We start from the raw sequence: 24,088 nt of genomic DNA, 5'->3' as shown, positions 1-24,088 counted from the left end.
GTGGGCGTTGGCAAACACCCACACCAAGCGTTCCAGGGCGAAAAAGCCCAGCAGTTTCCTGCACATCCAAGCTGGAGGTCGATACCCATGGCTGCCCAAACGTCCCTGCACTCCAACGCCAACAATTTCCTGAGTGCCATGCAGGCGGGGGTCAACCCGCGCACCGGCCTGTACAGCATCTCGGTCAACCTCGGGGAGATCATCGCCAACGGCCTGCGTGGGCCGGGTTTCCAGTTGGCGCTTGGGTATAGCCCGCTTTCGCTGGTGGACAGCGGTTGGGGCCTGGGTTGGGACATGCAGCTGTCGCAGTACACGTTGTCCAACCAGGTGCTCTCGCTCAGCACCGGGGAATCCTTCAAGGTGACCGGCACCGACGGCAACGGGCAATTGCTGATGAAGGAAAAGAAACTCGACACCTTCCATTTCTACGAGGACACCGCCAACCAGTTTCGCGTCGTGCACAAGTCCGGCATGGTGGAAATTCTTGAAGTCAAAGGCAGCCTGCAAAACCGGGTGGCCGTGCCGACCAGGATTTATTCGCCCGTGGGTAACTTCATTACGCTGGAGTACACGACCTTCGCCGGCGTTCACCAGTTGCTCACGGCGATCAGGGATGAAGCCGGCCTGCTGCTGATGTCGGTCAAGCGCACCGACTTCCAACTGGAGGTGATGCTACTGCCGCTGGCCGGCCCCGGTGGCACCCCGTGGACGCGGTTTGTCATGGAGCTGGCCACCAACGACCGACGCGTCAGCCGAATCGTGCTGCCGGACGACAGCAAGGCTGCCTGGCGCTTCGACTACCTGCTCAAGGGACAGCACTTGTGCATCACCCAGATTGAGACCCCCGGCGGCAGTCGTGAGCAGATGTTCTATAACGATGCCGGCCATCAATACCCCACGGGAAACAACATGGACCCGCTGCCGCGGATCACCGAACATCGCCTTGACCCGGGCGCCGGGCAGCCGTTGGTGCGGGTCGGCTACAGCTACCCCGGTGTCGAGAACTTTCTCGGTGGCGGGCGCACCATCGCCTGGGACCCCTCGGGCCTCGATAATCTCTACACCCTGCGCGGGCGCTACCAGTACACCTGCGTGGAAAAACTGATGATCGCAGGCAGTGCGGTGCGCACCATCGAATACACCTACAATCAGTTCCACTTGCTCACGGAAAAAACCACGACCCAGAACAACCATGTGCAAATCGTCAGGACCGAGTACTTCGTGGATGAAGACAAATCCTTCGATGCACAGCCCAACTATTTCCAGTTACCCAGACAGGTCACCACGTTGTGGACCTACCAGGACAACGTGGCACTGCAGCGCAGCGAAACGGCGACCAGTACCTACGACATCCACGGCAACCCACTGACACAGACCCTGCCCAACGGTGTGGTCGAGACCAATACCTGGCTGCCTCCCTCGGCCAGCGACCCCGAGGGCTTTGTCCGTCACCTGAAAGAGCGCACGGTGACCCCGGCGCCCTCGGCCCCAGGCGATGCGCCAACACTGTGCACCCGCTACACCTACAAGGCCCTGACCCCACTGGGCCCCAGCCCGCTGTCGGACTATCACACCGTCGAGAGTGAAACCCTGCTGCAATTGCACAGTGGCGGCGCTGAAACCGAGTTGCAGCGTATGGTCTACAGCCACATCGATGACCCTGACGATGCGTTCCTCCATGGCCGCGTCTCGCGGGCAACCGTCACCTTGAACGGTATGTCGACCTTCAACGATTACCTGTACGAAAAGCTCGACTCCCCGGAGTTCCAGGTGCCGGTGCTGCAGACCACGCAGACCACCGCCAATGACTTCGACAGCACCAGCAGAAGCTCCCTGCAACAGCAATCACTGCTCACCGGCCAGACCCTGTTGAGCCGTTACGAAGACATCGAAACCCGCAGTGTCTACGACAATCTTGGCCGCCTTGTCGAGCAGGTCGTTGGCCTGGGCACCCCCTATGAAGCCCGCCGTCGCTACGAGTCGAGCCTCAGCACGGTCATCGGCGAACAGCTCGAACAACGGGTGATCAATGCCCGCAATATCACTGCGCGCAGCGTACTCGACGGCTTTGGCCGGGTGGTGTACGAGGAGCGTGACCATGTCGATCCCGACAACCCGACTTCCACCCGTCAAACCAGTGCGTCGAAGTACAACGAATGGGGGGATATCGTCGAAGCCACGGCGATCGACTGGCTAGACGGTGTCCGACTGGAAGTGACCAGCCGGCAAGAGTATGACGACTGGGGCGAGCCGTTCAAGATCACCGGTCCCGACGGCGTGATCGCCTTCGACGTCGATGATCCGATCGGCACCCAGGAGTCCGATGGGCCGATTGTCCGTAGCTGGTTGCAGAGCCGCGACGGCTTGTTGATCACGGGCCTGAATGAAACCTGGCTCAACCGTTTCGGCAAGCCATCGCGCATCCGCGCCCTGAATGCAGCGGGCGATGAACTGTCGAAGCGGACCTACCAATACGACGGGCTGGGCAACTGCATCGAAGAGACCGACGAAAACAACCTGGTGACCCGCTACAGCTACGATGCCTTTTCGCGCCTGACCCGCACCCTGCTGCCCGACAACACCATCGTCAAGCGCGAGTACGCACCGCACAGTGCGGCGGAACTGGCGGTGACCCTGAGCAGCAGCACCGATGGCGTACGGTTCACCCAGGTGGGTGAACGCGAATTCGATGGCCTGGATCGCTTGACCCGCATGACCACGGGCACCCGCACCGAGCGTTACACCTACGAAGGCGGCCGCGAACAGCTACAAAGCCTGATCACACCGGCCAACGAAACCATCCGCTACGACTACAACCTGCCGCTCAGCACCGCGCCGATTGCCAGCCAGGCGCCGGACGAAAATGCCAGTTTCTCCTACGACAACACCAGTGCACGCCTGACCCGGGCGAGCAACGAGCTGGGTACCCGGGAGTACGACTACAACACCAGTAACCAGTTGACCGAAGAGCGCTGGATCGACACGCAGGGCAAGACCTGGCAGTCGCAGTTTTCCCACTCCATGAACGGTGCCCTGCTCAAGCGCACCGATCTGAAACAGGGCAACGACCCGGGGCTCGATACCGTGCATCATTACGACACCATCGGACGACTCATCCGTACCTTGCAGGGCGGGCTCGAGGCCGGTTTCAGCTACGATGGGCTGGGTCAACTCAGCGAGATCAGCACCCGGGACTTGAACGCCAGCAGCCAACTGACGACCCGGTTCGAGTACGACGACCAGGGCCAGGAATGCCTGCGTACGATGGTCGTGGACCAGCAGGTACCGCAGACCCAGGAACAGACCTGGCGCGCCGACGGACTACTGGACACCCGCCACTTGAAGCAGGGCGCCGTCAGCCTGCTGGAGGAACGATTCGGGTACGACCTGCGAGGTCGCCTGACCGAGCACTACTGTTCCGGCGCCACCCTGCCCCACGATGAACTGGGGCGGGAGTACGTCGAGCAGATCTTCAATTTCAACGAGTTCGACAGCCTGACCCTGATCACCACCCGATTCAGCAACGGCCAGAGCGAACGTGCCTTCTACAGCTACTCCCCCAGTGATCCGTGCCTGCTGCAAAAAATCACCTACAACCCGACCCGCCCCACGGGCGACCCGACATTCAGTTACGACCTCAACGGCAACCAGAGCGTTGACGAGCAGGGCCGCCTGCTGACCTACGACAGCCAGAACCGCCTGGTGAAAGTGGAGGACAGCGCCGGGCAACTGGTCAGCGAGTATCGCTATGACGGCCACTCCCACCTGGTCAACACCGGCGACAGCAACGGTGACGACACCTTGCGCTTCTACAAGGACGAGCAACTGAACGCCATCGTCAAGGATGATCGCCAGACGCAATTGCTTTACCTGGGCGATCACCCCCTCGGCCAGCAGGAAGCCGGCGATCCGACGCAGACCCTGCTGTTGATGACCGGTGCGGGCAACAGCGTCATTGGCGAAAGCCAGCAGCAGGTGCTGCGTACGGCAGTGTACGGCGCCTACGGCGATCAACACAGCGATCAGGCCATGCAAAGCCTGACCGCGTTCAATGGCGAAGTACTGGAAAACGCCATGGGCTGGTACCTGCTCGGGCGCGGCTACCGGGCCTACAACCCGGTGCTCAAACGCTTTCACAGCCCGGACTCGCTGGCCCCGTTCGACGGCGGCGGCATCAACCCCTACTGCTATTGCCTGGGCAACCCGATCGCCCTGCGCGACCCCACCGGGCATCAGGCCATCGGTTTCAGCGGCCGCTTGCGTCGCCCCGACGAAGACGCCGTTACGCCCGTATCAGGCGGTAGTGACGTCATGAGCTGGATCTTCGTGGCGGTGGGCGTCGTCGGCACCGTCGCTGCGGGCGTGGCCACGGTGCTGACCGCGGGCAAGCTCGCGCCGCTGTTCGGCAAGGCCTTGTACTTTACCATCGCCAAGACGGCAGCCCTGGCCGCCTCCACCGTCACGGGTGCTGCCGCCACCGCGTTCAGTGCCGATGCTGCCGCCAACGACAACCCGGACTCCAACACCAAAGCCGGAATCTTTGGGCTCGTTTCGCTCGTGACCGGGATAGCCGCCGTCGGGTTCGGCATGGCGGCTTCGTTTTTCAAGACGGCAGGAGTTGCGGCGAGCGTGGCCGACTCGGCCGCCTCAGTGCGTTCGGCGGGTTCGATCAGTTCGGTTGGGTCGGGTAGCTCGGTTGCATCGAGTAGCTCGGGCAGCTCAATTGTCGCGGCGAGCAATCGGAACTCAGATGGATGGCAATTTTTACGACGCCTGCGTATACGGAAAGTTGGAAACAACCAACCACCAAGATCCGGCGCCAGGGCTGCAGACCTCATCAACAATAGTCCGCAAACGGCTGGCAGAAGCGCTTCGCGGGTACCACCTGTAGTGGATGATGCAGTCGCTTCCACCAGTGGCACTTCACCGGCGTCGAATGTCGGCGTGAGGCCCCCTGTCAGCCAGGGCGCACTGCGCGGGGCAAAGGCAAACCTGAAAAAAACGGTAGTACCCGACAAACCAGCGCCATCACGAGCTGATGACTTGTGGCAAAAACAAATCATCGCGGCGGCGGCGGCCCTGAATGATGGAAATGTGAGTGCTGCTGTAGACGTGGGTAACAACGTCGTGATGATGCCAAAAAGCTTCAAAATTAATCATACGGGCCCTCTCAGGCAAGCAAACATAGTCAAAGGATGATCCTCTTTAACTCGGCGACATACTTCATTGTGTCGCCGATTTTTTACCTACCCGACTTGCCCCCTCCAACAATTGCGCACAGCAGCCCCCTCCACTTCACCTTCCCACAAATAAATCCTACAAAACTTACACTACCGCCCTCCTACAACCCTACCTACGCTGACGACTTTTCCCACGCAACAAGTCTAAATTTCAACGTCTTACCTCACTACCCCTCTCCTACAAACCTCTCTACCATCCCCTCCCGTCATGACGCCGCTACAAAATAAACTTCCTGCAAAAGTGTAAGTAGCTGCATCAACAACCCGCGCCACTACTTACCCGAAACATCATTAAAGGATTCATCATGAAGAAACAACTGATTGCACTTTCCCTGGGACTTTCCGCTGCACTGGCTGGCACTTCGGCATTTGCCAACAGCGGTGTCATCAACTTCGAAGGGCGCATTACCAGCGCCACTTGCCCGATTGAAATCGTCAACCCGGAAGACGGCTCCATCGGCAACCAGGTCAAGATGGGCACCATCGAGGCCAGCCGCTTCACCGCCATCGGCCAGGAATTCAAGGGCAAGAGCTTCGGCCTGCGGGTAACCGCCGGCGCCGGTTGCGGTTTCAACCCGGCCGACAACGTGGCCAAGGTGGTGTTCAACGGCAACGCCGACAGCTCGGGCGACTACTTCGCCGTGACGCCGACCAGCGACGGCGCGAAGAACGTGGTGATTTCCCTGCACGACATCTCCGGGCCGTTGAAGCCTGGCACGGAGTCCGCGGAATACGCACTCAATGACACCGGTTCCACCGACATGATCTTCAACGCCTACTACCGCTCCACGGCCGCCACCGTGACCGCCGGTACGGCGTCGGCGGACATCCAGTTCATCGTCGCCATCAACTGATAACCCCCGCCCTCTGGACACGACGCCCGGTGCGTCGTGCGCCAGTGTTTTCGATGCGTGCGGCGAGCCTGGCTGGCCGCACGCATGAAGGAGAACACCCATGCCTGGCATCACCCCGTTACCCGCCATCTACCGCTACGCTGCCGGTTTGTGCATGCTGCTGATGTTGCTCGCACACATCCCTGCCGCCGAGGCGGCACTGAGCATCAGTGCAACCCGCGTGGTATTCGGCAGCGACAAACGCAGCACCTCGGTGATCATCTCCAACCCCAGCAATCGACCGTTCGCCGTGCAGACCTGGGTCAACACCGCCAGTGACGATGACACCACCGCCGTGCCCTTCATGCCCTCGCCGCCGTTGTTCCGGCTCAACCCGGGCAAGGAGCAACAGGTGCAGATCAACGGCCTGCCCAACGCGCTGCCCACGGATCGCGAGTCGCTGTTCTACTTCAACGTGCAGGAAATTCCCCAGGCGCAGGACACCGACGGCAACGTGCTGAACATCGCCCTGCGCACCCGCATCAAGCTGTTCTATCGCCCGGTCCAATTGAAGGACAACCCCATGTCGCGGCTCAAGGACCTTGAGTGGTCGGTACGGCAGGTCGGCGGCCAGGTGCACCTGGTGGTGCACAACCCGACGCCGTTTCACGTGTCGTTTACCCGGGTCGACGTCAGTGGCAACGGCCAGAAGCAGGCCGTGCAAAACCCCGCCATGGTCGAACCGATGAAACAGCAGCACTTCGTGCTCGACACCATCAGGCCCAGCCAGGGTTTGCAGGTGACCTTCTCGGCCATCAACGACTTCGGTGGCTTCAGCACGCCCTTGAGCGTGCCGGTTCAACCCGCCCCCTAGGGCAGTCCCCGCACTAACCCGCCAGGAACACTCATCATGATTTCACTACCCGACCGCGGGTGTGCGGCTGTGCCTGCGCGCCTGCTTTTTGCCCGGCTGCTCGTCATCGGTGGCAGTGGCTTGTTGCTGCTGGAATTGAAACCGGCGCACGGCGCGCAGCCCATCGAATTCCAGAGCGGCTTCATGCGCCAGAGCGCGGCCCATGCCGGTGATGCCGGATCCCTGGCCCTGCGCGCACTGGGCCACACCCAGGACCTGGGGCCCGGGCGCTACTGGGTCGACCTGCAGATCAACCTGCGCTACTTCGGCCAGCGCGAACTGGCCTTCGCCGTCGACCCCGCCACGCAACGCCTGTTGCCGTGCCTTTCGGCCGAACTGCTCGAAGAGCTGGGCGTGCGCCTGGGCAGCGTGGCCGACCCGACGTTGCTCAGCGGTCCGTGCGTGAACCTGTTCAACCTGATCCCCGGTGCCAAGATCGACTTCGATGGCGGCAAGCTGCTGCTGGCCCTGTCGATTCCGCAGATCGCCATGCGCCGCGATGTGATCGGCCGCGTCGACCCGGACCTGTGGGACTACGGCATCAACGCCGCCTTCGTCAGTTACCAGGTGGCAGCGCAACAGAGTTCCAGCCGGTACGGCGGCAAGAGCAACAGTGAAGACCTGTACCTCAACAGCGGCATCAACCTGGGTGCCTGGCGCCTGCGCAGCAACCAGTCGCTGCGCCAGAACGAAGAAGGCAAGCGCCAATGGACCCGCGCCTACACCTACGCGCAACGGGACCTACCCGGCACCCACGCCAACCTGACGCTGGGGGAAACCTTCACCGGCGGCGACGTGTTTCGCAGCGTGCCGATCACCGGTGCCCTGGTGGGCTCGGACCTGGGCATGCTGCCCGACGCCATGCAGGGTTATGCGCCGATCATCCGTGGCGTGGCACAGTCGCGCGCCAAGCTCGAGGTGTTGCAGAACGGCTATCCGATCTACTCGACCTATGTCAGCGCCGGCCCCTACGAAATCGATGACCTCAGCACCGTCGGTGGCAGCGGCGAACTGGAAGTGGTCCTGACAGAGGCCGATGGCCAGGTGCGCCGCTTCAGCCAACCCTATGCCAGCATCAACAACCTGCTGCGTGAGGGGGTGTGGCGCTACACCGGCGCCGTCGGGCGGTACAACCCCACCAGCAAGCTCGAAGACCCAATGCTGTGGCAAGGCACGCTGGCAATGGGCACGGTGTGGAACACCACCTTGTATGGCGGCCTGATGGCCAGCGAATTCTACCGTGCCGGCTCCCTGGGCGTGGCACGCGATCTGGGCACGTTCGGCGCCCTGGCGCTGGATGTCACCCGCTCCGATGCCGACATCGATACCCGCAACATCGGCCAGGTGCAGGGCATGAGCTACGCGGTGAAGTACGGCAAGTCCTTCCCCAGCCGCACCAGCCTGCGTTTTGCCGGCTACCGCTATTCCACCGAAGGCTATCGCGACTTCGAGGAGGCCGTGCGCCAGCGCAACCACAGCACGCCGTACCACGGCAACCGACGCAGTCGCCTGGAAACCTCGATCTACCAGCACATCGGCTCGCGCAGTTCGCTGAGCCTGACCCTGTCGCACCAGGACTATTGGGGCAGCAACTACGAGCAGCGCCAGTTCCAGTTCAACTTCAGTACCCAGCTGCAACACCTGAGCGTCAACCTGTATGCCTCGCAGTCGCTGAGCGATGACCGCAACGGCGGCGACAAGGACCGCCAGTTCGGCCTGAGCCTGTCGATGCCGCTGGATTTCGGCCACACCAGCAACGCGACCTTCGACCTGCAGAACAACGGCAGCCGCTACAGCCAGCGCGCCAGTCTGGGCGGCAACCTCGACGAAAACCGCCTCAATTACCGCGCCAGCCTGAGCAACAACGAGGGTCGCCAACAGGCCGCTTCGCTGTCGGTAGGTTATCAGGCGCCCTTCGGCAGTGTCGGGGCCGGTCTGACCCAGGCCAACGACTTCCGCAGCACCTCGATCAACGCCAGCGGCGCCGTGCTCGTGCACGCCGACGGTATTGCCCTGGGCCCGAACCTGGGCGAAACCAGCGCACTGGTGCAGGTGCCGGACATCGAAGGCGTCGGCATCGTCAACGCCACCGGGGTCAAAACCGATGCCAAGGGTTATGCGCTGATGCCGCATTTGCAGCCTTATCGTCTGAACCCGGTGGTGTTGCAAACCGATCACCTGGGCCCCGAAGTGGAAATCGACAACGGTGCGACCCAGGTCGTGCCGCGCCGCGGCGCGGTGGTCAAGGCGGACTTTGCCGCGCGTGCGGTCAACCGCATGGTCATCACCACGCGCACCACCGAAGGCGTGCCGCTGCCCTTCGGCGCCCAGCTCAGTGCTGCCGACGGCACGGTCATGGGCATTGTCGGCCAGGCCGGCCAGGTCCTGCTGTCCAGTGGCGCAGAACCGCAGACACTGAATGTGCACTGGGGCGAACAGGCCGAACCGCAGTGCCGCCTGAGCATCGACCCCGCCACCATGGAACAGGCCCAGGGCTACCGTTTGCAGGCACTGACATGCCTGTGACCTGCGCCCAACCAGTTGCCACCCTTGACGCGGTTGCGAGGAAAAACCGATGAAATCTTCAACACATCGCCTGTTGCAGGGCGCGGCACTGGCCGCCAGCTGCATGGCACCCCTGGCGATGGCCAATTGCACCTGGAATACCGGCGGGCCGGCGACCATGAACTACCAGCGCGATGTCGGCTCGTTGTATGTCCCGCGCGATGCCCGCGTGGGCACGGTCATCGGCAGTGTCGACGTCAACCATGCCACTCCCAACAATGCGGGCCTGATCGCCCGGTGCATGAACGACGGCACGCGCAACCTGGAATTCAACGCGCGTGCGACCACCGGCATTTTCCCGGGGCCGATCGACCCGATCGACGGCGAGGACGTCACCGGCAAGATCCTGCAAACCAACATCCCGGGCGTGGGTGTGCGGGTCAAACTCGCCTACCCGCTCAATGGCCAGGCGGACAATACCTTCCACCCCGTCGGCCCGCCCACGGTGCCCTACGACGCGTTCAACGACCGTATGCTGCTGACGCATATTTCGCTCAACAGCCTGCACAACCGCATCACCCTGGTCAAAACCGGGCCCATCGCGCCCGGCCCGCAGGTGCTCGATGGCCGGGAGCTGTTCAGTGGCCACATGAGTGACCTGGGCAAGGTGTTCGGCTACGGCCTGACCGGCACCATCATTCCCGCGCAGTGCAGCGTCAGCGCCAACCCGGTGAGTGCCGACCCCGTGCTGCTGGGCGACTGGGACACCAGCGATTTCACCGGGCCAGGCTACACCACCACGGCGGTGCCCTTCAGGATTTCCCTGAGCCAATGCGAGACTGACACCGGTAATGGTTTTGTCGCCACCGCCAACATTCGCCTGGAAGGTATCCTCGGCTCGGCGCCCATCGGCCCGCCGGCCAATGGCATTTTCAGCCTGACCACCGATTCCAGCGCCAAGGGCATGGGCATCCAGGTGCTCAAGGGCGATGGCACCCCGGTGGAACTGGCCTCCGAGGTCCCGCTGATCGCCATCACGCCAGGCAATACGCAGCTCGATTTCCAGGCCCGCTTCTACCAGACCGACCCACCCAACGCCGTCCGCCCAGGCCTGGCCAAGGGGGCATTGAGTTTCACCCTGACCTACAAATGACCTGTAGGAGCGGGCTTGCCCGCGATGGTCGTCAACGGTGACGCGGGCTGCCTGGATGCCTGCGGTGTTTGGTCTACCATCGCGAGCAAGCTCGCTCCTACAGTAGACCGCGATCCCCTGTAGGAGCGGGCTTGCTCGCGATGGTCGTTAACGGTGACGTGGGCTGTCTGGATGCCTGCGGTGTCTGGGCTATTTTTCGCGAGCAAGCTCGCTCCTACAGACAACCGCGATCCCCTGTAGGAGCGAGCTTGCTCGCGATGGTCGTTAACGGTGACGTGGGCTGTCTGGATGCCTGCGGTGTCTGGGCTATTTTTCGCGAGCAAGCTCGCTCCTACAGACGACCGCGATCCCTGTAGGAACGAGCATGCTCGCGATGGTCGTCAACGGTGACGTCGGCTGTCTGGATGCCTGCGGTGTCTGGGCTTCCATCGCGAGCAAGCTCGCTCCTACAGGTTTAGGGTGTGGGGAGTCAAGCGATGAGCAACGGTCGCAACGAATCGAAGCGTTTCCAGGTGCGCTTGCCGTCGAAGCTCACCGTGGCCCGCACTTCAAGGCGCTCATTGAGCTTGAAGCGTTGCAGGTCCGCCTTGGAAATGCGCCCCACGGGAATTTTCGGGGCCACCTCCGGTACTGGACCTTCGACGAGCGCAGGGATCACCACGGTCTGCATGTTGGCGTCGATGCCCCGCACTTCCACGCTGACGAACTGTTCGGTGCTCATGAACGACCAGTTTTCCATGGTGAAGTTGGCAAAATCGGTGACGGCCTTCAGACTCAGGTTTCCGCCCGAATCATCCTCCTCGCACTGGACCGTGGGCAGGCCGCTGATGTCATCCACCTGCAAGTTGTAGGTCTGGGATTTGTGCGGGTTGGCCACACCCGGCTCGTGAACCTCATAGGTCACCGTCAGGCTGCCACCGCTGTGCTGGGCGATTCTGGTTTTGGGGATACTGTACTGACGCGACCCTGGTGCCACCGGGGTTTCGGTGGTGTAGTCCCCCGGCGTACCGGGCTGCGCCCAATACACCACCACCCGCTCGTCGTCATTGATGACCGCCGTTGCTGGCAGCTCCACCGTGGCACCGTTGAGTGCCCGGGTCGGCACCAGCACCCCGCTGGATCCGCTGTTGCTGGCCTCCAGCACTTTCGCCGGAGGCAATACCCGGGGCACGACAGCGGTGTCCACGCTCAGCTCGACATGCACGGCGTAAGGCGTCTTGTTGCCCGCACGGTCCTCGACGCTGTACGACACAAACCGCGCACCGTTGCCGCGCAGGCGAATCAGGTCGCCGTTGGCCACCAGATCCAGGGGGCCGGTGTAGTTCTTGTCGTCCAGTTCGATAACGCCCGCCTGCTGGTAACCCCCGGCACTGTCGCTCCAATACCAGGTGATGCGATCCCACGGCTTGGGGGTCGTGTAGAGGGGGATGCCGGCCTTCACCTGATCGTTGTTCTGCGTGAGGTATTGGGCGGTGAGTTTGTTGGGCGGCAGTACCGCCGGCGGGAACACCAGGGCGTTGGCGGTCGTCAAGGTTGGGGCCAGGGTATCGAGGGTCATGATCAGCGGGTTGGAATCTTCCCAGTCGCCGTTGTAGATCGTCGCGCGATACCGCAGCGAATGCTCACCGTCATTGGCGCGCAGCCATTGCTGCGGCAGCAGCACATAACGGTCGGTGTCGGTGATCGGCTGATCCCACGTACGCACGACGAGCGGGTTGGGGCTGTTGTCCACGAACAGCTCGACCTTCTCTTCGCCTCTGGTGGGGTCCGAATACAAAGGCACCGTGAACCAGACCTTAAGGTCGGTGCGGGTCAGGGCTTCGGGCAGCAGGTTGGTTTCGCCGCCGGGTTTGTCGGGCAGCAGCCCGACAACCTCGGGCGGGGGCATGAGCACATCGGTGGACTTGGCCATGAACAGACTCTCCTCGAACACTCAAAGAAGAGAACCGCCCCACGCCCCCTGCAGGAGCGAGCTTGCTCGCTCCTACAGGGGGCGTGTCACGGCCCTCATTTACCAGGTGTAGCGAAACCCTACATTGGCACCCCACGGCTGCTCGATCTTGCTGCCGTTGCTGTAGTCGAAGTCTGCGTGGATAGACACCTTGTCGGTCACCGTCATGGCAACACCGGCGCCCAGTTCGCCGCGCGAACCGCGCAGGTCGGTGTTGAAGCGGTTGTCGTTGACCGATACATCGGAGTTGTCGGCGAACTCATGCACGTAGGCCGCGCGCACATAGGGTTGTACGGTCTTCCCTTCTGCCCAGCTGTAGTTGCGACCGACCGTGGCACCCACCTTGCCGAGCAGCGAGTTCTCGCGATCACCCTTGGCTTTCAAGCCGTTGTCGAACGTGTAGTCGGCGCCTTCGAAGGTGACCGCGGCAAACTGCACCGAAGGCTCGACGAAGTAGTCATCCGCCAGCTTGATGTGCCGGCCGAATTCCGCCGAAGCACCCAGGCCGTTGTTGTTGTAGTCGCCCTTGGTCTTGCGGCCATCGCTGAGTTGCACGTCGGCATCGTTTTGCAGGCGGTTGTACTTGATGACGCCGTCGAAGTAGTAACCGCTGACGGCATCCAGCCAGGTGGCGTAAGTACCCAGGTAGTAGCTGTCGATGTCGCCACTGGTGCCACGACTCAGGTCCAGGTCGGACTTGCTGTAACCGGCCAGCACACCCACCAGCCATTGACCATCACCCACCGGCAACGGTGCATCGGCACCGAACGACACGCCCTGCTGCACTTGCTTGTAGGCAACGCCGGCGCTTTCGCTGACGTTGTACTTGTTGCCATACGCGCGCATCCAGCCACCCGATTTGCCGTGATCCAGGCGCACTTCACCCATGCGGCTGCGCAAGGTGCTGAGCTCGCCGTACCAGACCGTGCGCGCAGCGCTGAACAGCGCCATCACCGATTGAGTACCTGGGCTGATAGTGCGGGTGGAGGCATTGAGGTACCAGTCGTTGGCGCCGACCCGAACCAGGTCATAGGAATAGGTGCCGAGGTCCACGGGCCCACCTAGCAGGGAGAACTGCGCGTCACCGGCCGCGATATGCACCACTGCCGTCGAGAAGGCAGCCGTAGGTTCCGTGCCGCTGCTGTCCAGGGCCACGGTGTGCTGGCCGGTGGCGGTACCGGTCACGGTCAGGGTATCGACCTGCCCGGTGGTGAAATCGTTGTGCATGTAGAACGTGCCGTTGCCCGACAACTCGCCCACCGTCAGGTTGAAGAACTGCCCGGGGTTGCCAAACTGCACGCCGCCGCCATTGAGGGCCAGGTTCTCCACGGAGCCGTCGCCCACCATGATCCAGCGGGCATCATTGTTGATGGCCAGGTTCTCGACGTTTTCCAGGCGCCCGGTGAGCGTGGCGGCATTGTCCAGCGTCACATCGGCGTGGCTGCCCGCCTCGACCACGACGTCCCCTACCAACCGGCTGTTGTTGACGGCAAAGTTCGCCGAAGCACTATTTTGCACCTGCAACAGCACACCATTGCCACCGGTGAGCGTGGAGCCATTGTTGACCTGGATGTTGACCTTTTCGCTGTTGGGGTTCACGCCAACGACACTGATCGCGGCACCGCTCGTCCCTTGAACGGCCGTTTTGTCGAGGACAATCGAGTTGGCAGCCGGTAGCGCGTTGTCGGCAGACACCTCGATGCCGACGTCAGTGCCGATGATGGTGCTGTTGGCCACGCTCAGCTTGCCACCAAAGGAGAGGATGCCCACGCTGTTGGCACCGGTGCCGCTGATCTTGCTGCCTTCAATGGTCACTTCACTGTTGCGGCTCATGGTGACGCCGATCTCGCCACCGCTGATTTCACTGTCGACGACCCGTGCCTGGGACGCGCCACCGGGCAGCTCGGTCAGGATCAAGCCGCTGCGGTTGCTGGTGACCTTGCTCTGGCTGATTGTGGCTGTGCTGTTGGCCAGGCTGATGCCATGCTCGTTGCCCAAAGCCGTGACCGTCGTACCGTTGAGCTGCAGGCTCGACTCGCTGGCGGCAATCTGGTTGGTGCTGGCACCATTGGCCGTCAACTGTCCGCCCGTACGCAGTACATAGTCGTCCACCGGTGTAGTGCCGTCGATGGTTTGCGAGGCACCGTTTTCAATGATGGTCTGGCCCAGCACCAACGGGCTGGCGAACAGCAGTGGCCCCATGGCAAGCCATTTGAGAATGCGCGCAAGAGGGGTGACGGCAAAGGACGGGCTGGCATGCATGTTTATCGCTCCTGAAAGGTACACACAACGACTGTCTACAAACGCTTCGCCCCTTTTCGTACAAGGGCATGGCGTCAAACGGCGGCGATCCTAAGAATTTTCTTACGCGCGGTCTGTAGGACTAATCCGAAGCTGCTCAGAAACAACCTGTGCATGCCCGATGCGTGGAACGAAGGTCCTGCCTGCCAGCCCCCTGACGGGACGCCAACAGGCAGGGCTCGGGCTTTTCGCCCTGTCATGGAGGAGGCAGCCTGGGGATTTCGCAGGAAACATTGGGCCGCGTGAACGCTGTGCGGTTGACCTTTGGCGGGGAAGCGATCACTTCCGTGCCGTCATCGTGGGAGTACTCGATCTTGACCCGTCCCCGGCGAAACGTCGTCGGATTTTCGGTCCAAAGCGGAAAGATGTGGAGGAGGTAGGGTTCGACGAAAAAATCGAAACCACCGAGGGGCGAGTCGGGGTCGCCCAATGTAAATTCCTTGCGAAAGATCGCTGCCGTAATGGGGTCGTCAGCGGCCGTCAAATCGTCGCCCTTCATCGGCGTAAACGTGACGTTGATCTTGTCGCCATCCTTGAGTTCACCTGAAAGGTCGGGGATCGTGACCTGCAATGCACCGTCGTCTCGCAACGCCATGCAACCCGGGTAATCAGGGTTGACCGCACCATCGATTGAAGGAAAGCTCGCGGGTGGCAGCGTCACGGCAATGGCGTTGACCGCGACTTCCGTGGGCACTGAATGCAGTTCGTTGACCAGACCCGGCCCCGTGACACGGTAATGCACCAGGATCGGGTCGCCGTTGCCGGTCTTCTTGATGTAGGCCCAGGGAATATCGACGTTGTGATCCCCACCGGGAACATGGGTAGGGTCCTTGTCGTCAAAAACGATACGCGCCTCGGCCACCTGCAACTCGCCCCAGTAGAACGTGATGATCTGATCGTTCTTGGCCTCGGTGTACCATTTGAAGTGGAACACCGCATCTTCGTCCTTGTCGGCGCGGGTCAGCTGATTGGTGCGCGTGCCATCGTGGTTTTTCACCTCGCCCTTGAGCAGTGACGGATGGATCGGGTTGGGCCAATCGACGGGAGGCCATGGGTTCCAGGGAAAGGCCACCTCGAGGTTGGTATCGAAGCTTTCGGACAAGGGTCCGAACAACCGCCCGCTGCGAACGGCGTGGTAACTGACGAGCACCGGCTTGAGCCCGGTCGTGTTCTGTCCATACTCCTCCAGTATCAACAGCGGTGGATGCACCTGAATCTCGAAGTTGGGCAGTGGCGCGGAGCCGGGGGAAAAGTCCGTCAGGGTTTTCGACCCCCAGCTCACACGAATGGCGTCACCGTCCTTGTAATTGGTGTACTTGTCGACCCACACGCTCACGCCCTCCTGGACTTTCTCCATGGTCAGGAGGGGATCAGCTTGGGGGACCCGCGGTTCATTGGTCGGGTTGGGCAAAGGCCCGAAGGTCAGGGCGATTTTTTTATAGTTCGAGAGCTGGCTGGGGTTCTGCGCCTGGTCGACCAATACATAAAGCAGCACTGCTTCGGCATCGCCAAATTCACGAATCTTGTCGGCATCGATCTGCATGACCGTGTCAGCCGTGCCGGGACTGGGGACGGGGGCGTAGTAGATCGGGGTGAGCGTGGTCGGATCGGTCGGAATGTCATCGGCCGCGACCAGGTAAACGGCAACGACGTCCGTGGCCTCCCAATCCGTGTAGCCCGGCAGGGTGACGGCCAGCTTGCCACCGGCCGGCAGGTTGGAATCATCGAGGAAGTCGTCGGCGAATTCCGGGGCTTTGGGTGGGTTACGGTCGTAGGGCGGCACGCGGTCAACCCGTACGGTCACTTCCAGGGAATGCGACGGAGGGTCTCCTGGTAGTTGGTGTGCCTGTACCTCAGGATGCACGTGGCAACATTGGGAAAATCATTCGGATCGATGGTCATGACATACGGAAATTTTTCCGGAAACTCGGTACCTCCCGCCGGGACCTTGAACTCCACTTCCTCTCCGATATCTTCGAACCTCCCGTTGCCCCTATCCACCTGCAACTGAATCTTGTCCCCGATCCTGGAACCCTCTGGAGGCAGTTCTTTCCACAACGGCACGGCGACGTCCAGCCCCTTGTTGACCTCCGGCCCCTTGAGCAAGCCCGTGGTCTTGTCGGCGTACATGTCGTCTTCGATGATCAGTTCTTTAAGGTCATCGACCAGCTTGGAGCGATACTCGGCACGCATCTTCAGGTAGGCCTGATTGCTCAGCGTGCTCGGGGTCATTTGACTTGCCATGTTCCCATCCCTCATCAATTGACAATGTTCGAGCCATGGACGAAGCCATGACCAACCGGTTGGTCAACTGCAGGGCACTGGCATGCACGTCAGACACTTTCGAACGCGCCGCAGGGCGAAATGACCCTGGACGGATTAAGCGCTCGAACAAAAAAAAGCGAAACTGTCAGAGTTGACAGGTGGGGATTTGTACAGGGGTGGGATTGGACGGTGTTTAGCCCTGTAGGAGCGAGCTTGCTCGCGATGGGTTCAGGAATACCGCTGGGCTAATGACAGCCAGCGTCATCGTTGACGACCATCGCGAGCAAGCTCGCTCCTACAGGTATTGCGTGTGCATGTGTGAGGGCGCGTAGCCGAATCAGATCACGAACCGCGCGACCATCGCATTCAAGTCCACGGCCAGGCGCGACAGTTCGTGGGTGGCGGCGCTGGTCTGGTTGGCGCCGGCGGCGGACTGGGTCGCCAGGTCGCGGATGTTGACCAGGTTGCGGTCCACCTCGCGGGACACCTGGGCCTGTTCTTCCGAGGCACTGGCGATCACCAGGTTGCGTTCGTTGATCTGGTGAATCGACTGGGTGATCTGCTCCAGGGCAACGCCGGCAGCACGGGCCATTTCCAGGGTGCTTTGGGTGCGTTGGTTGCTCTGTTGCATCGAGGACACCGCTTCACCGGTGCCGTTCTGGATACCGGCGACCATCTTCTCGATTTCCTGGGTCGATTGCGCCGTGCGATGGGCCAGTGCGCGCACCTCATCCGCCACTACGGCAAATCCACGCCCGGCTTCACCGGCGCGGGCCGCTTCGATGGCCGCGTTCAACGCCAGCAGGTTGGTTTGTTCGGCGATGGCACGGATCACGTCCAGCACTTTGCCGATGTCCCTGCCCTGCTCCGCCAGGCCTTCGATCATCACCGACGTGTTTTGCACATCGTGAGTCATGGTCTGGATCGCGTCGACGGTCTCCACCACGCGGTCACGCCCTTCGCGCGCGGCCTGGGTCGACTGGTTCGACGCCTCGGAAGTCGACACGGCATTGCGCGCCACTTCTTCCACCGCAGCGGTCATTTCGTTTACGGCCGTGGCGGCCTGTTCGATCTCGTCGTTCTGCTGTTGCATGCCGCGCGACGCTTCTTCAGTCACCGCGCTGAGTTCTTCGGCGGCGGCGCCCAGTTGCGTGGCGGAACCGGCGATCTGCTCGATGGTTTTGCGCAGGTTGGCTTGCATCGTGGACAGGGCGCTGAGCAGGCGAGCCGGCTCGTCCTTGCCATCGACTTCGACGGTTTCGGTCAGGTCGCCACCGGCGATGGTTTCAGCGGCTCTCACCGCGCGGGTCAATGGCGTGACGATGCTGCGGGTCAGCAGCCAGGCCAGCAGCACGGTCATGACCGCCGCCAGTACGGCCACCGCGATGATGCCGTTGACGGCACCGCTGTAGTTGTCGGCGGCGGTCACTCCGGCGACCTTGGCAGCCTCGGCGTTGAAGGCCACCAGCTTGTTGAGCTGCTCGCCCATCAGGTCGGTGCCCTCCTTGATCCGCGTGTTGATCAGGGTGCGCAACTCATCGACCTTGTTCTGGCGCGACAGGTCGATCATCTCGCGTTGGGCTTGCATGTAGTTGTCCAGCGTCGTGCTGAACTCCTTGTACAGCGTGGCTTCCCGGGTGCCCATCGGCAATGCCGCGTAATCGGCTTGCGCCTTGCGCACCTTGTCGCTGAGCACGACGATGCGCGAGTCGGCTTCCTGCAAACTGGCCGGTTCGCGGTTGACCAGGATGCGGAACGACAGGATGCGCATGCGCAACACGTTCTCGGTGACGGTGCTCAGGTAACCCACGCTCGGCAGTTGGTTGCTGCCCATGTCCACCGACGCCTGGCGGATGACCGACATGCGGTTGACGGCAAATACGCCCAGCACAACCACCAGCAGGGCAATGAAGGCGAACCCAAGGAAGGCGCGCGGTGCGATATTCAGATTACGCAAGGACATAGGACGATACTCGGGGGTGAGTGTGGCTTCGAGCATCCGTGCTTTGCGGGTGGGCACGACAGGTGCGCACCTGATTTATATATCGGCGGGGCTTGAGGTTTTTTGCGGGGGTTTGTGAAATATTTTTTTACGGGCTGAGGTGTGTTTCATCCTTGAAACACTCGAGGCGTCTAGCTCGATACTTGTGGGAGCGAGCCTGCTCGCGATGGCGGAGGGGCAGCTACATGAGCGCTGGTTGACCGGGCCTTATCGCGAGCAAGCTCGCTCCTACAGGGGTGGGGTGTCAGGATTGGCTGGCCATCCGCCACACCCGGGCGATGTCGCTTGCCCGTTCCTGCAACAGGCGTGGCGCTTCACTGCACGCCTGTTGCAGGGTCATCGGGCCGCTGGTGAGGGCGAACGCGGCGTCGATGCCGTGCTCGTACAGCGCCTGGTAACCCTCGCCCAGGGTGCCGGCGATCACGATGACAGGCACACCCTGTTGCCGGGCGATGCGGGCGACACCGAACGGGGTTTTACCGCGCAGGGTCTGCGCGTCGAAACGGCCTTCGCCGGTGATCACCAGATCAGCGCCCTGCACCGACTCGGCCAGGCCCACCAGCTCCGCCACCACCTCAACCCCGGCCTGGAACCGCGCCCCGAGAAACGCCTTGGCGGTAAACCCCAGGCCGCCCGCCGCGCCACTGCCCGGCTCATCGCGCACATCCTTACGCAGCACCTGGGCGCAGTGGTCGGCAAAGTGGCCAAGGGCGCTGTCCAATTGCTCGACCTGCCGGGAAGACGCACCTTTCTGCGGACCGAAAATCGCCGAGGCACCGTGGGGGCCGCACAGCGGATTATCGACGTCGGCGGCGATGTCGAAGCGCACCGTCGCCAGGCGCGAATCGAGTTCGTCCAGGTCGATGCGCGCCAGTTGCGCCAGCGCCAGCCCACCCGGCGCCAGGCTTTGACCCTGGGCGTCCAGCAGCTTCACGCCCAGCGCCTGCATGGCACCGGCACCGCCGTCATTGGTGGCACTGCCGCCAATCGCCAGGATCACCCGTTGCGCCCCGGCATCGAGTGCCGCGCGGATCAGCTCGCCAGTGCCGTAGGTGCTGCTGACGCACGCATCTCGCTGTCCCGGCGCGACCAATTGCAGGCCGCTGGCTTCGGCCATTTCAATGATCGCGGTGTGGCTGTGCGGCAGCCAGCCCCAGGCGGCATCGACCGTGTTGCCCAATGGCCCGCGAACCTTCGTGCGGCGCAACTGACCTTCGCAGGCCGCGAGGATCGATTCGACCGTGCCTTCACCACCGTCTGCCATGGGGCACTTGAGCAACTGCGCATCGGGCCACACCTGGGCCAGGCCAATGGCGATGGCATCGGCGACACCCTGGGCGCTGAGGCTGTCCTTGAACGAATCCGGGGCGATGACGATTTTCATGGGGTATCTCCAGTTTCAATGCCTTTATGTTGAACCGTCCTGCCTCAGCGAGAGGGCGATCCACGTTACCGCAACCAATACCGTTTGCCACGCGGGAAAATTCTGGTATTTGATGGAGGCTTTCCCACTGGCAAAAGGAATTCATCATGAGCTACCGCACCTTGGGTCATTCCGGTTTGCAGGTGTCCACCCTGACCCTGGGCACCATGATGTTTGGCGAGCAGACCAGTACCGAAGATTCCCTGCGGATCATCGACAAGGCCTGGGACCAGGGCATCAATTTCATCGACACCGCCGACGTTTACACCCACGGCCGCTCCGAGGAAATCGTCGGTGAAGCCATTGCCCCCAACCGCCATCAGTGGGTGCTGGCCACCAAGGTCGGGTTCGGTCCGGCGGACGGCGTGCCGAACCGTTCGGGGCTCAGCCGCAAGCATCTGTTCAATGGGATCGAGGCCAGCCTGACGCGCCTGGGCACCGACTACTTGGACATCTATTACCTGCACCGCGAAGACCACAACACGCCGCTGGAGGTGACGGTGTCGGCCATGGGCGACCTGATCCGACAGGGCAAGGTGCGTTACTGGGGTTTGTCGAACTACCGTGGCTGGCGCATCGCCGAGGTCATTCGCCTGGCCGATCAACTGGGGGTCGACCGCCCCGTCATCAGCCAGCCGTTGTACAACATCGTCAACCGCCAGGCCGAGCCCGAGCAGATCACCGCTGCGCAGCACTACGGCCTGGGCGTGGTGCCGTTCAGCCCGTTGGCCCGTGGCGTACTCAGCGGCAAATATGCCCCGGATGCCAAACCCGACGCCAACAGTCGCGCCGGTCGTGCCGACAAGCGCATCCTGGAAGTCGAGTGGCGCATGGAGTCCCTGCGTATTGCCCAGCAGATCCAGCAATACACCCGGGAGCGTGGCGTGGGCATCGTCGAGTTCGCCATCGCCTGGGTGCTCAACAACAGCGCCGTCACCTCAGCGATTGTCGGGCCGCGTACCGAGGAACAATGGGATGCCTACACCAAGGCGCAGGCGGTGAAGATCACTGCCGAGGATGAGGCGTTCATCGATTCGCTGGTGACGCCGGGGCATGCGTCGACACCGGGGTTCAATGATGTGGGGCATTTTGTTTCCGGGCGTAAGCCGCGATGAGGAGCGGGCCTGCCTGCGATGGCGGTATTTGTCAGACACAACTAGGCTGACTGAGACATCGTCATCGCGAGCAAGCTCGCTCCTACAGGTGTTGTGGATTTTGATCACGCGGCCAATATTCACAACAAAAACCGCGTATCCTCCGCATTTCGTTCAACGCTCGGCTACGCGAGGACAGTTTGTCTAAAGGTATCGCTCTATCGGTTTCAGCCTCGGTGCTGTTTGCCGTCATGTATTACTACACCTCACTGCTCACGCCGTTGAATGGTGTGGAGATTTTCGGTTGGCGGATGCTGCTGACCGCGCCGTGCATGACCCTGTTCATCCTGATTTCCGGCGAATGGAAACGTGCCCTGGAGATCGTGCGGCGCGTTGCCGCCAACCCCAGGCTGATCCCCTGTCTGATCGTCTCGTCGGCGCTGCTCGGCGTGCAACTGTGGTTGTTCATGTGGGCGCCGCTCAATGGCTACAGCCTCGACGTGTCGCTGGGCTATTTCCTGCTACCGCTGGCGATGGTGCTGACCGGGCGAATCGCCTATGGCGAGCGTCTGTCGTACCTGCAAAAGGTCGCGGTTTTTTTCGCCAGCCTGGGTGTGGTCAATGAGTTGTATCAGGTGGGCGGTTTCTCCTGGGCGACGCTGGTGGTGGTGGTCGGCTATCCGCTGTACTTCGTGCTGCGCAAATGGATGAAGTCCGACAACCTCGGCGGGCTGTGGCTGGACATGGTCATCATGCTGCCCATCGCGTACGGGTTCGTGCACGGCGGTACGAATGGTTTCGGCGTGTTCGATCAGTACCCGGCGCTGATGGGGTTGATCCCGCTGCTGGGACTGATCAGCGCCTCGGCGCTGGTGGTGTACATCATCGCCAGTCGGCTGCTGCCGTTCAGCCTGTTTGGCCTGCTCAGCTACGTGGAGCCGGTGCTGTTGCTCGGCGTGGCGCTGTTGCTGGGGGAAAGCATCAAGCCCGGGGAATGGCTGACCTACATCCCGATCTGGATGGCGGTGCTGGTGCTGGTGTTCGAGGGGTTCAAGCATTTGGTGCGACAGCGCAGGCCTTGAGGCTGCGCAACACTCATTGTGGGAGCGGGCTTGCCCGCGATAGCGGTGTTACAGTCTCATCTGAGTTGACTGACACTACGCCATCGCGGGCAAGCCCGCTCCTACAGTTTTATTACTCGGCGTTCAACACGCCACGCCGAACCTGATCCCGCTCGATCGATTCGAACAACGCCTTGAAGTTGCCCTCGCCGAAACCATCATCGCCCTTGCGCTGGATGAATTCGAAGAACACCGGGCCCATCAGGGTTTCCGAGAAGATCTGCAACAGCAGGCGCTTGTCGCCCGCCTCGGAGGAACCGTCGAGCAGGATGCCCCGCGCCTGGAGCTCGCCCACCGGCTCGCCGTGGTTCGGCAAACGACCTTCGAGCATTTCGTAATAGGTGTCCGGTGGCGCGGTCATGAAGCGCATGCCGATCTTCTTCAGGCGGTCCCAGGTGTCGATCAAGTTATCGGTGAGGAACGCCACGTGCTGGATGCCTTCGCCGTTGAACTGCATCAGGAACTCTTCGATCTGCCCGGCGCCCTTGGACGATTCCTCGTTCAAGGGAATCCGGATCATGCCGTCCGGCGCGGTCATCGCCTTGGAGGTCAGGCCGGTGTATTCGCCCTTGATGTCGAAATAGCGGATCTCGCGGAAGTTGAACAGCTTCTCGTAGAAATTCGCCCAGTACGCCATGCGCCCGCGATACACGTTGTGGGTCAGGTGATCGATGATTTTAAGGCCCGCCCCCGCAGGGTTGCGCTCGACACCTTCCAGGAAAACGAAGTCGATGTCGTAGATCGAGCTGCCCTCGCCAAAACGGTCGATCAGGTACAGCGGTGCACCGCCAATGCCCTTGATCGCCGGCAGGTGCAGTTCCATCGGGCCGGTTTCGATGTGGATCGGCTGCGCGCCCAGCTCCAGTGCGCGTTTGTAGGCTTTCTGCGAATCCTTGACGCGAAACGCCATGCCGCACACCGACGGACCGTGCTCGGCTGCGAAGTACGAGGCGACGCTGTGGGGTTCGTTGTTGAGGATCAGGTTGATCGCGCCCTGGCGATACAGGTGCACGTCCTTGGAACGGTGGGTCGCGACCTTGGTGAAGCCCATGATCTCGAAGATCGGCTCCAGGGTGTTGGGGGTTGGCGATGCAAATTCGATGAACTCGAAGCCCATCAGGCCCATTGGGTTTTCGTATAAATCTGCCATGGTTGGCGCCTCATCATGCTTTTCAATTAACGAACGTTATGGCTGAAAATGCTGAGACCGCCGGGTGGCGCGCAGGAGATGCCGCGCACGCTGCGGGCGAGGAAGTCACCATAGATCAATTGAAACCCGAAACTGTT

At 61.8% G+C, this 24,088-nt stretch carries 14 protein-coding genes and 1 pseudogene; 7 read left to right on the top strand and 8 right to left on the bottom strand.

What is annotated here, in order from left to right; all coding sequences use genetic code 11:
• The first annotated feature begins 87 nt into the window (after positions 1-87).
• The 5 genes from AB4N33_RS04225 (at position 88) to AB4N33_RS04205 (ending at position 10,644) form a co-directional block, all read left to right on the top strand.
• Positions 88-5,199 carry an RHS repeat domain-containing protein gene (locus AB4N33_RS04225; protein WP_476456521.1) on the top strand — a complete coding sequence of 1,704 codons (5,112 nt, stop codon included), beginning with the start codon at positions 88-90 and terminating at the stop codon, positions 5,197-5,199.
• 346 nt (positions 5,200-5,545) lie between these two features.
• Positions 5,546-6,094: a fimbrial protein gene (locus tag AB4N33_RS04220; protein ID WP_460123378.1), complete on the top strand. Its 549-nt coding sequence runs from the start codon at positions 5,546-5,548 to the stop codon at positions 6,092-6,094.
• A 100-nt stretch (positions 6,095-6,194) separates the two neighbouring features.
• The gene (locus AB4N33_RS04215; RefSeq protein ID WP_460123375.1) at positions 6,195-6,947 is read left to right on the top strand and encodes a fimbrial biogenesis chaperone; all 753 of its coding nucleotides are present in this window, start codon (positions 6,195-6,197) and stop codon (positions 6,945-6,947) included.
• Positions 6,948-6,983: 36 nt separating this feature from the next.
• The gene (locus AB4N33_RS04210; RefSeq protein WP_476456520.1) at positions 6,984-9,512 is read left to right on the top strand and encodes a fimbria/pilus outer membrane usher protein; all 2,529 of its coding nucleotides are present in this window, start codon (positions 6,984-6,986) and stop codon (positions 9,510-9,512) included.
• Positions 9,513-9,615: 103 nt separating this feature from the next.
• Positions 9,616-10,644 carry a fimbrial protein gene (locus AB4N33_RS04205; protein ID WP_476458781.1) on the top strand — a complete coding sequence of 343 codons (1,029 nt, stop codon included), beginning with the start codon at positions 9,616-9,618 and terminating at the stop codon, positions 10,642-10,644.
• 469 nt (positions 10,645-11,113) lie between these two features.
• Here AB4N33_RS04205 and AB4N33_RS04200 read toward each other — a convergent pair whose 3' ends face one another.
• The 7 genes and pseudogenes from AB4N33_RS04200 to AB4N33_RS04170 form a co-directional block, all read right to left on the bottom strand.
• Positions 11,114-12,556, bottom strand: a complete 1,443-nt coding sequence (locus tag AB4N33_RS04200) for a hypothetical protein (protein ID WP_476456519.1) — start codon at positions 12,554-12,556, stop codon at positions 11,114-11,116.
• 99 nt (positions 12,557-12,655) lie between these two features.
• Entirely contained in the window at positions 12,656-14,857 is a 2,202-nt protein-coding gene (locus AB4N33_RS04195; protein WP_476456518.1) for an autotransporter outer membrane beta-barrel domain-containing protein, read from the bottom strand.
• Positions 14,858-15,092: 235 nt separating this feature from the next.
• On the bottom strand, positions 15,093-16,700 hold the full coding sequence (locus AB4N33_RS04190; protein WP_476456517.1) for a hypothetical protein: 1,608 nt from the start codon (positions 16,698-16,700) through the stop codon (positions 15,093-15,095).
• The gene (locus tag AB4N33_RS04185) at positions 16,697-17,140 is read right to left on the bottom strand and encodes a hypothetical protein (protein WP_476456516.1); all 444 of its coding nucleotides are present in this window, start codon (positions 17,138-17,140) and stop codon (positions 16,697-16,699) included. Before AB4N33_RS04185 ends, AB4N33_RS04190 begins: the two co-directional genes overlap by 4 nt.
• 358 nt (positions 17,141-17,498) lie before the next feature.
• On the bottom strand, positions 17,499-18,254 hold the full coding sequence (locus AB4N33_RS04180) for a methyl-accepting chemotaxis protein (RefSeq protein WP_476458780.1): 756 nt from the start codon (positions 18,252-18,254) through the stop codon (positions 17,499-17,501).
• A 102-nt stretch (positions 18,255-18,356) separates the two neighbouring features.
• Positions 18,357-19,124: pseudogene (locus AB4N33_RS04175) on the bottom strand (MCP four helix bundle domain-containing protein); the annotation flags it as partial.
• A 283-nt stretch (positions 19,125-19,407) separates the two neighbouring features.
• Positions 19,408-20,547: a glycerate kinase gene (locus tag AB4N33_RS04170; RefSeq protein ID WP_476456515.1), complete on the bottom strand. Its 1,140-nt coding sequence runs from the start codon at positions 20,545-20,547 to the stop codon at positions 19,408-19,410.
• Between the two features lie 146 nt (positions 20,548-20,693).
• On the opposite strand from AB4N33_RS04170, the gene AB4N33_RS04165 reads away from it, so the two are divergent.
• Positions 20,694-21,701: an aldo/keto reductase gene (locus AB4N33_RS04165; RefSeq protein WP_476456514.1), complete on the top strand. Its 1,008-nt coding sequence runs from the start codon at positions 20,694-20,696 to the stop codon at positions 21,699-21,701.
• Between the two features lie 179 nt (positions 21,702-21,880).
• Positions 21,881-22,762: an EamA family transporter RarD gene (gene rarD, locus AB4N33_RS04160; RefSeq protein WP_476456513.1), complete on the top strand. Its 882-nt coding sequence runs from the start codon at positions 21,881-21,883 to the stop codon at positions 22,760-22,762.
• Between the two features lie 112 nt (positions 22,763-22,874).
• Here rarD and hppD read toward each other — a convergent pair whose 3' ends face one another.
• Complete coding sequence (hppD, locus tag AB4N33_RS04155; RefSeq protein WP_460123357.1) at positions 22,875-23,951, bottom strand: 4-hydroxyphenylpyruvate dioxygenase; 1,077 nt, start codon at positions 23,949-23,951, stop codon at positions 22,875-22,877.
• Between the last annotated feature and the right edge of the window lie 137 nt (positions 23,952-24,088).

This window comes from Pseudomonas sp. S1_E05 (genome assembly GCF_056337105.1).
The sequence above is the reverse complement of the archived record's forward strand: the minus strand, read 5'-3'. Positions and strand labels throughout refer to the sequence as shown.

Excerpts from the sequence above, each read along its gene's own strand:
- AB4N33_RS04225 (WP_476456521.1), top strand. The coding sequence starts at position 88 with ATGGCTGCCCAAACGTCCCTGCACTCCAACGCCAACAATTTCCTGAGT.
- hppD (WP_460123357.1), bottom strand. The coding sequence starts at position 23,951 with ATGGCAGATTTATACGAAAACCCAATGGGCCTGATGGGCTTCGAGTTC.
- AB4N33_RS04205 (WP_476458781.1), top strand. The coding sequence starts at position 9,616 with ATGGCACCCCTGGCGATGGCCAATTGCACCTGGAATACCGGCGGGCCG.
- AB4N33_RS04220 (WP_460123378.1), top strand. The coding sequence starts at position 5,546 with ATGAAGAAACAACTGATTGCACTTTCCCTGGGACTTTCCGCTGCACTG.
- AB4N33_RS04200 (WP_476456519.1), bottom strand. The coding sequence starts at position 12,556 with ATGGCCAAGTCCACCGATGTGCTCATGCCCCCGCCCGAGGTTGTCGGG.
- AB4N33_RS04215 (WP_460123375.1), top strand. The coding sequence starts at position 6,195 with ATGCCTGGCATCACCCCGTTACCCGCCATCTACCGCTACGCTGCCGGT.
- AB4N33_RS04210 (WP_476456520.1), top strand. The coding sequence starts at position 6,984 with ATGATTTCACTACCCGACCGCGGGTGTGCGGCTGTGCCTGCGCGCCTG.
- AB4N33_RS04170 (WP_476456515.1), bottom strand. The coding sequence starts at position 20,547 with ATGAAAATCGTCATCGCCCCGGATTCGTTCAAGGACAGCCTCAGCGCC.
- AB4N33_RS04180 (WP_476458780.1), bottom strand. The coding sequence starts at position 18,254 with ATGCAACAGCAGAACGACGAGATCGAACAGGCCGCCACGGCCGTAAAC.
- AB4N33_RS04195 (WP_476456518.1), bottom strand. The coding sequence starts at position 14,857 with ATGCATGCCAGCCCGTCCTTTGCCGTCACCCCTCTTGCGCGCATTCTC.
- AB4N33_RS04185 (WP_476456516.1), bottom strand. The coding sequence starts at position 17,140 with ATGGCAAGTCAAATGACCCCGAGCACGCTGAGCAATCAGGCCTACCTG.
- AB4N33_RS04165 (WP_476456514.1), top strand. The coding sequence starts at position 20,694 with ATGAGCTACCGCACCTTGGGTCATTCCGGTTTGCAGGTGTCCACCCTG.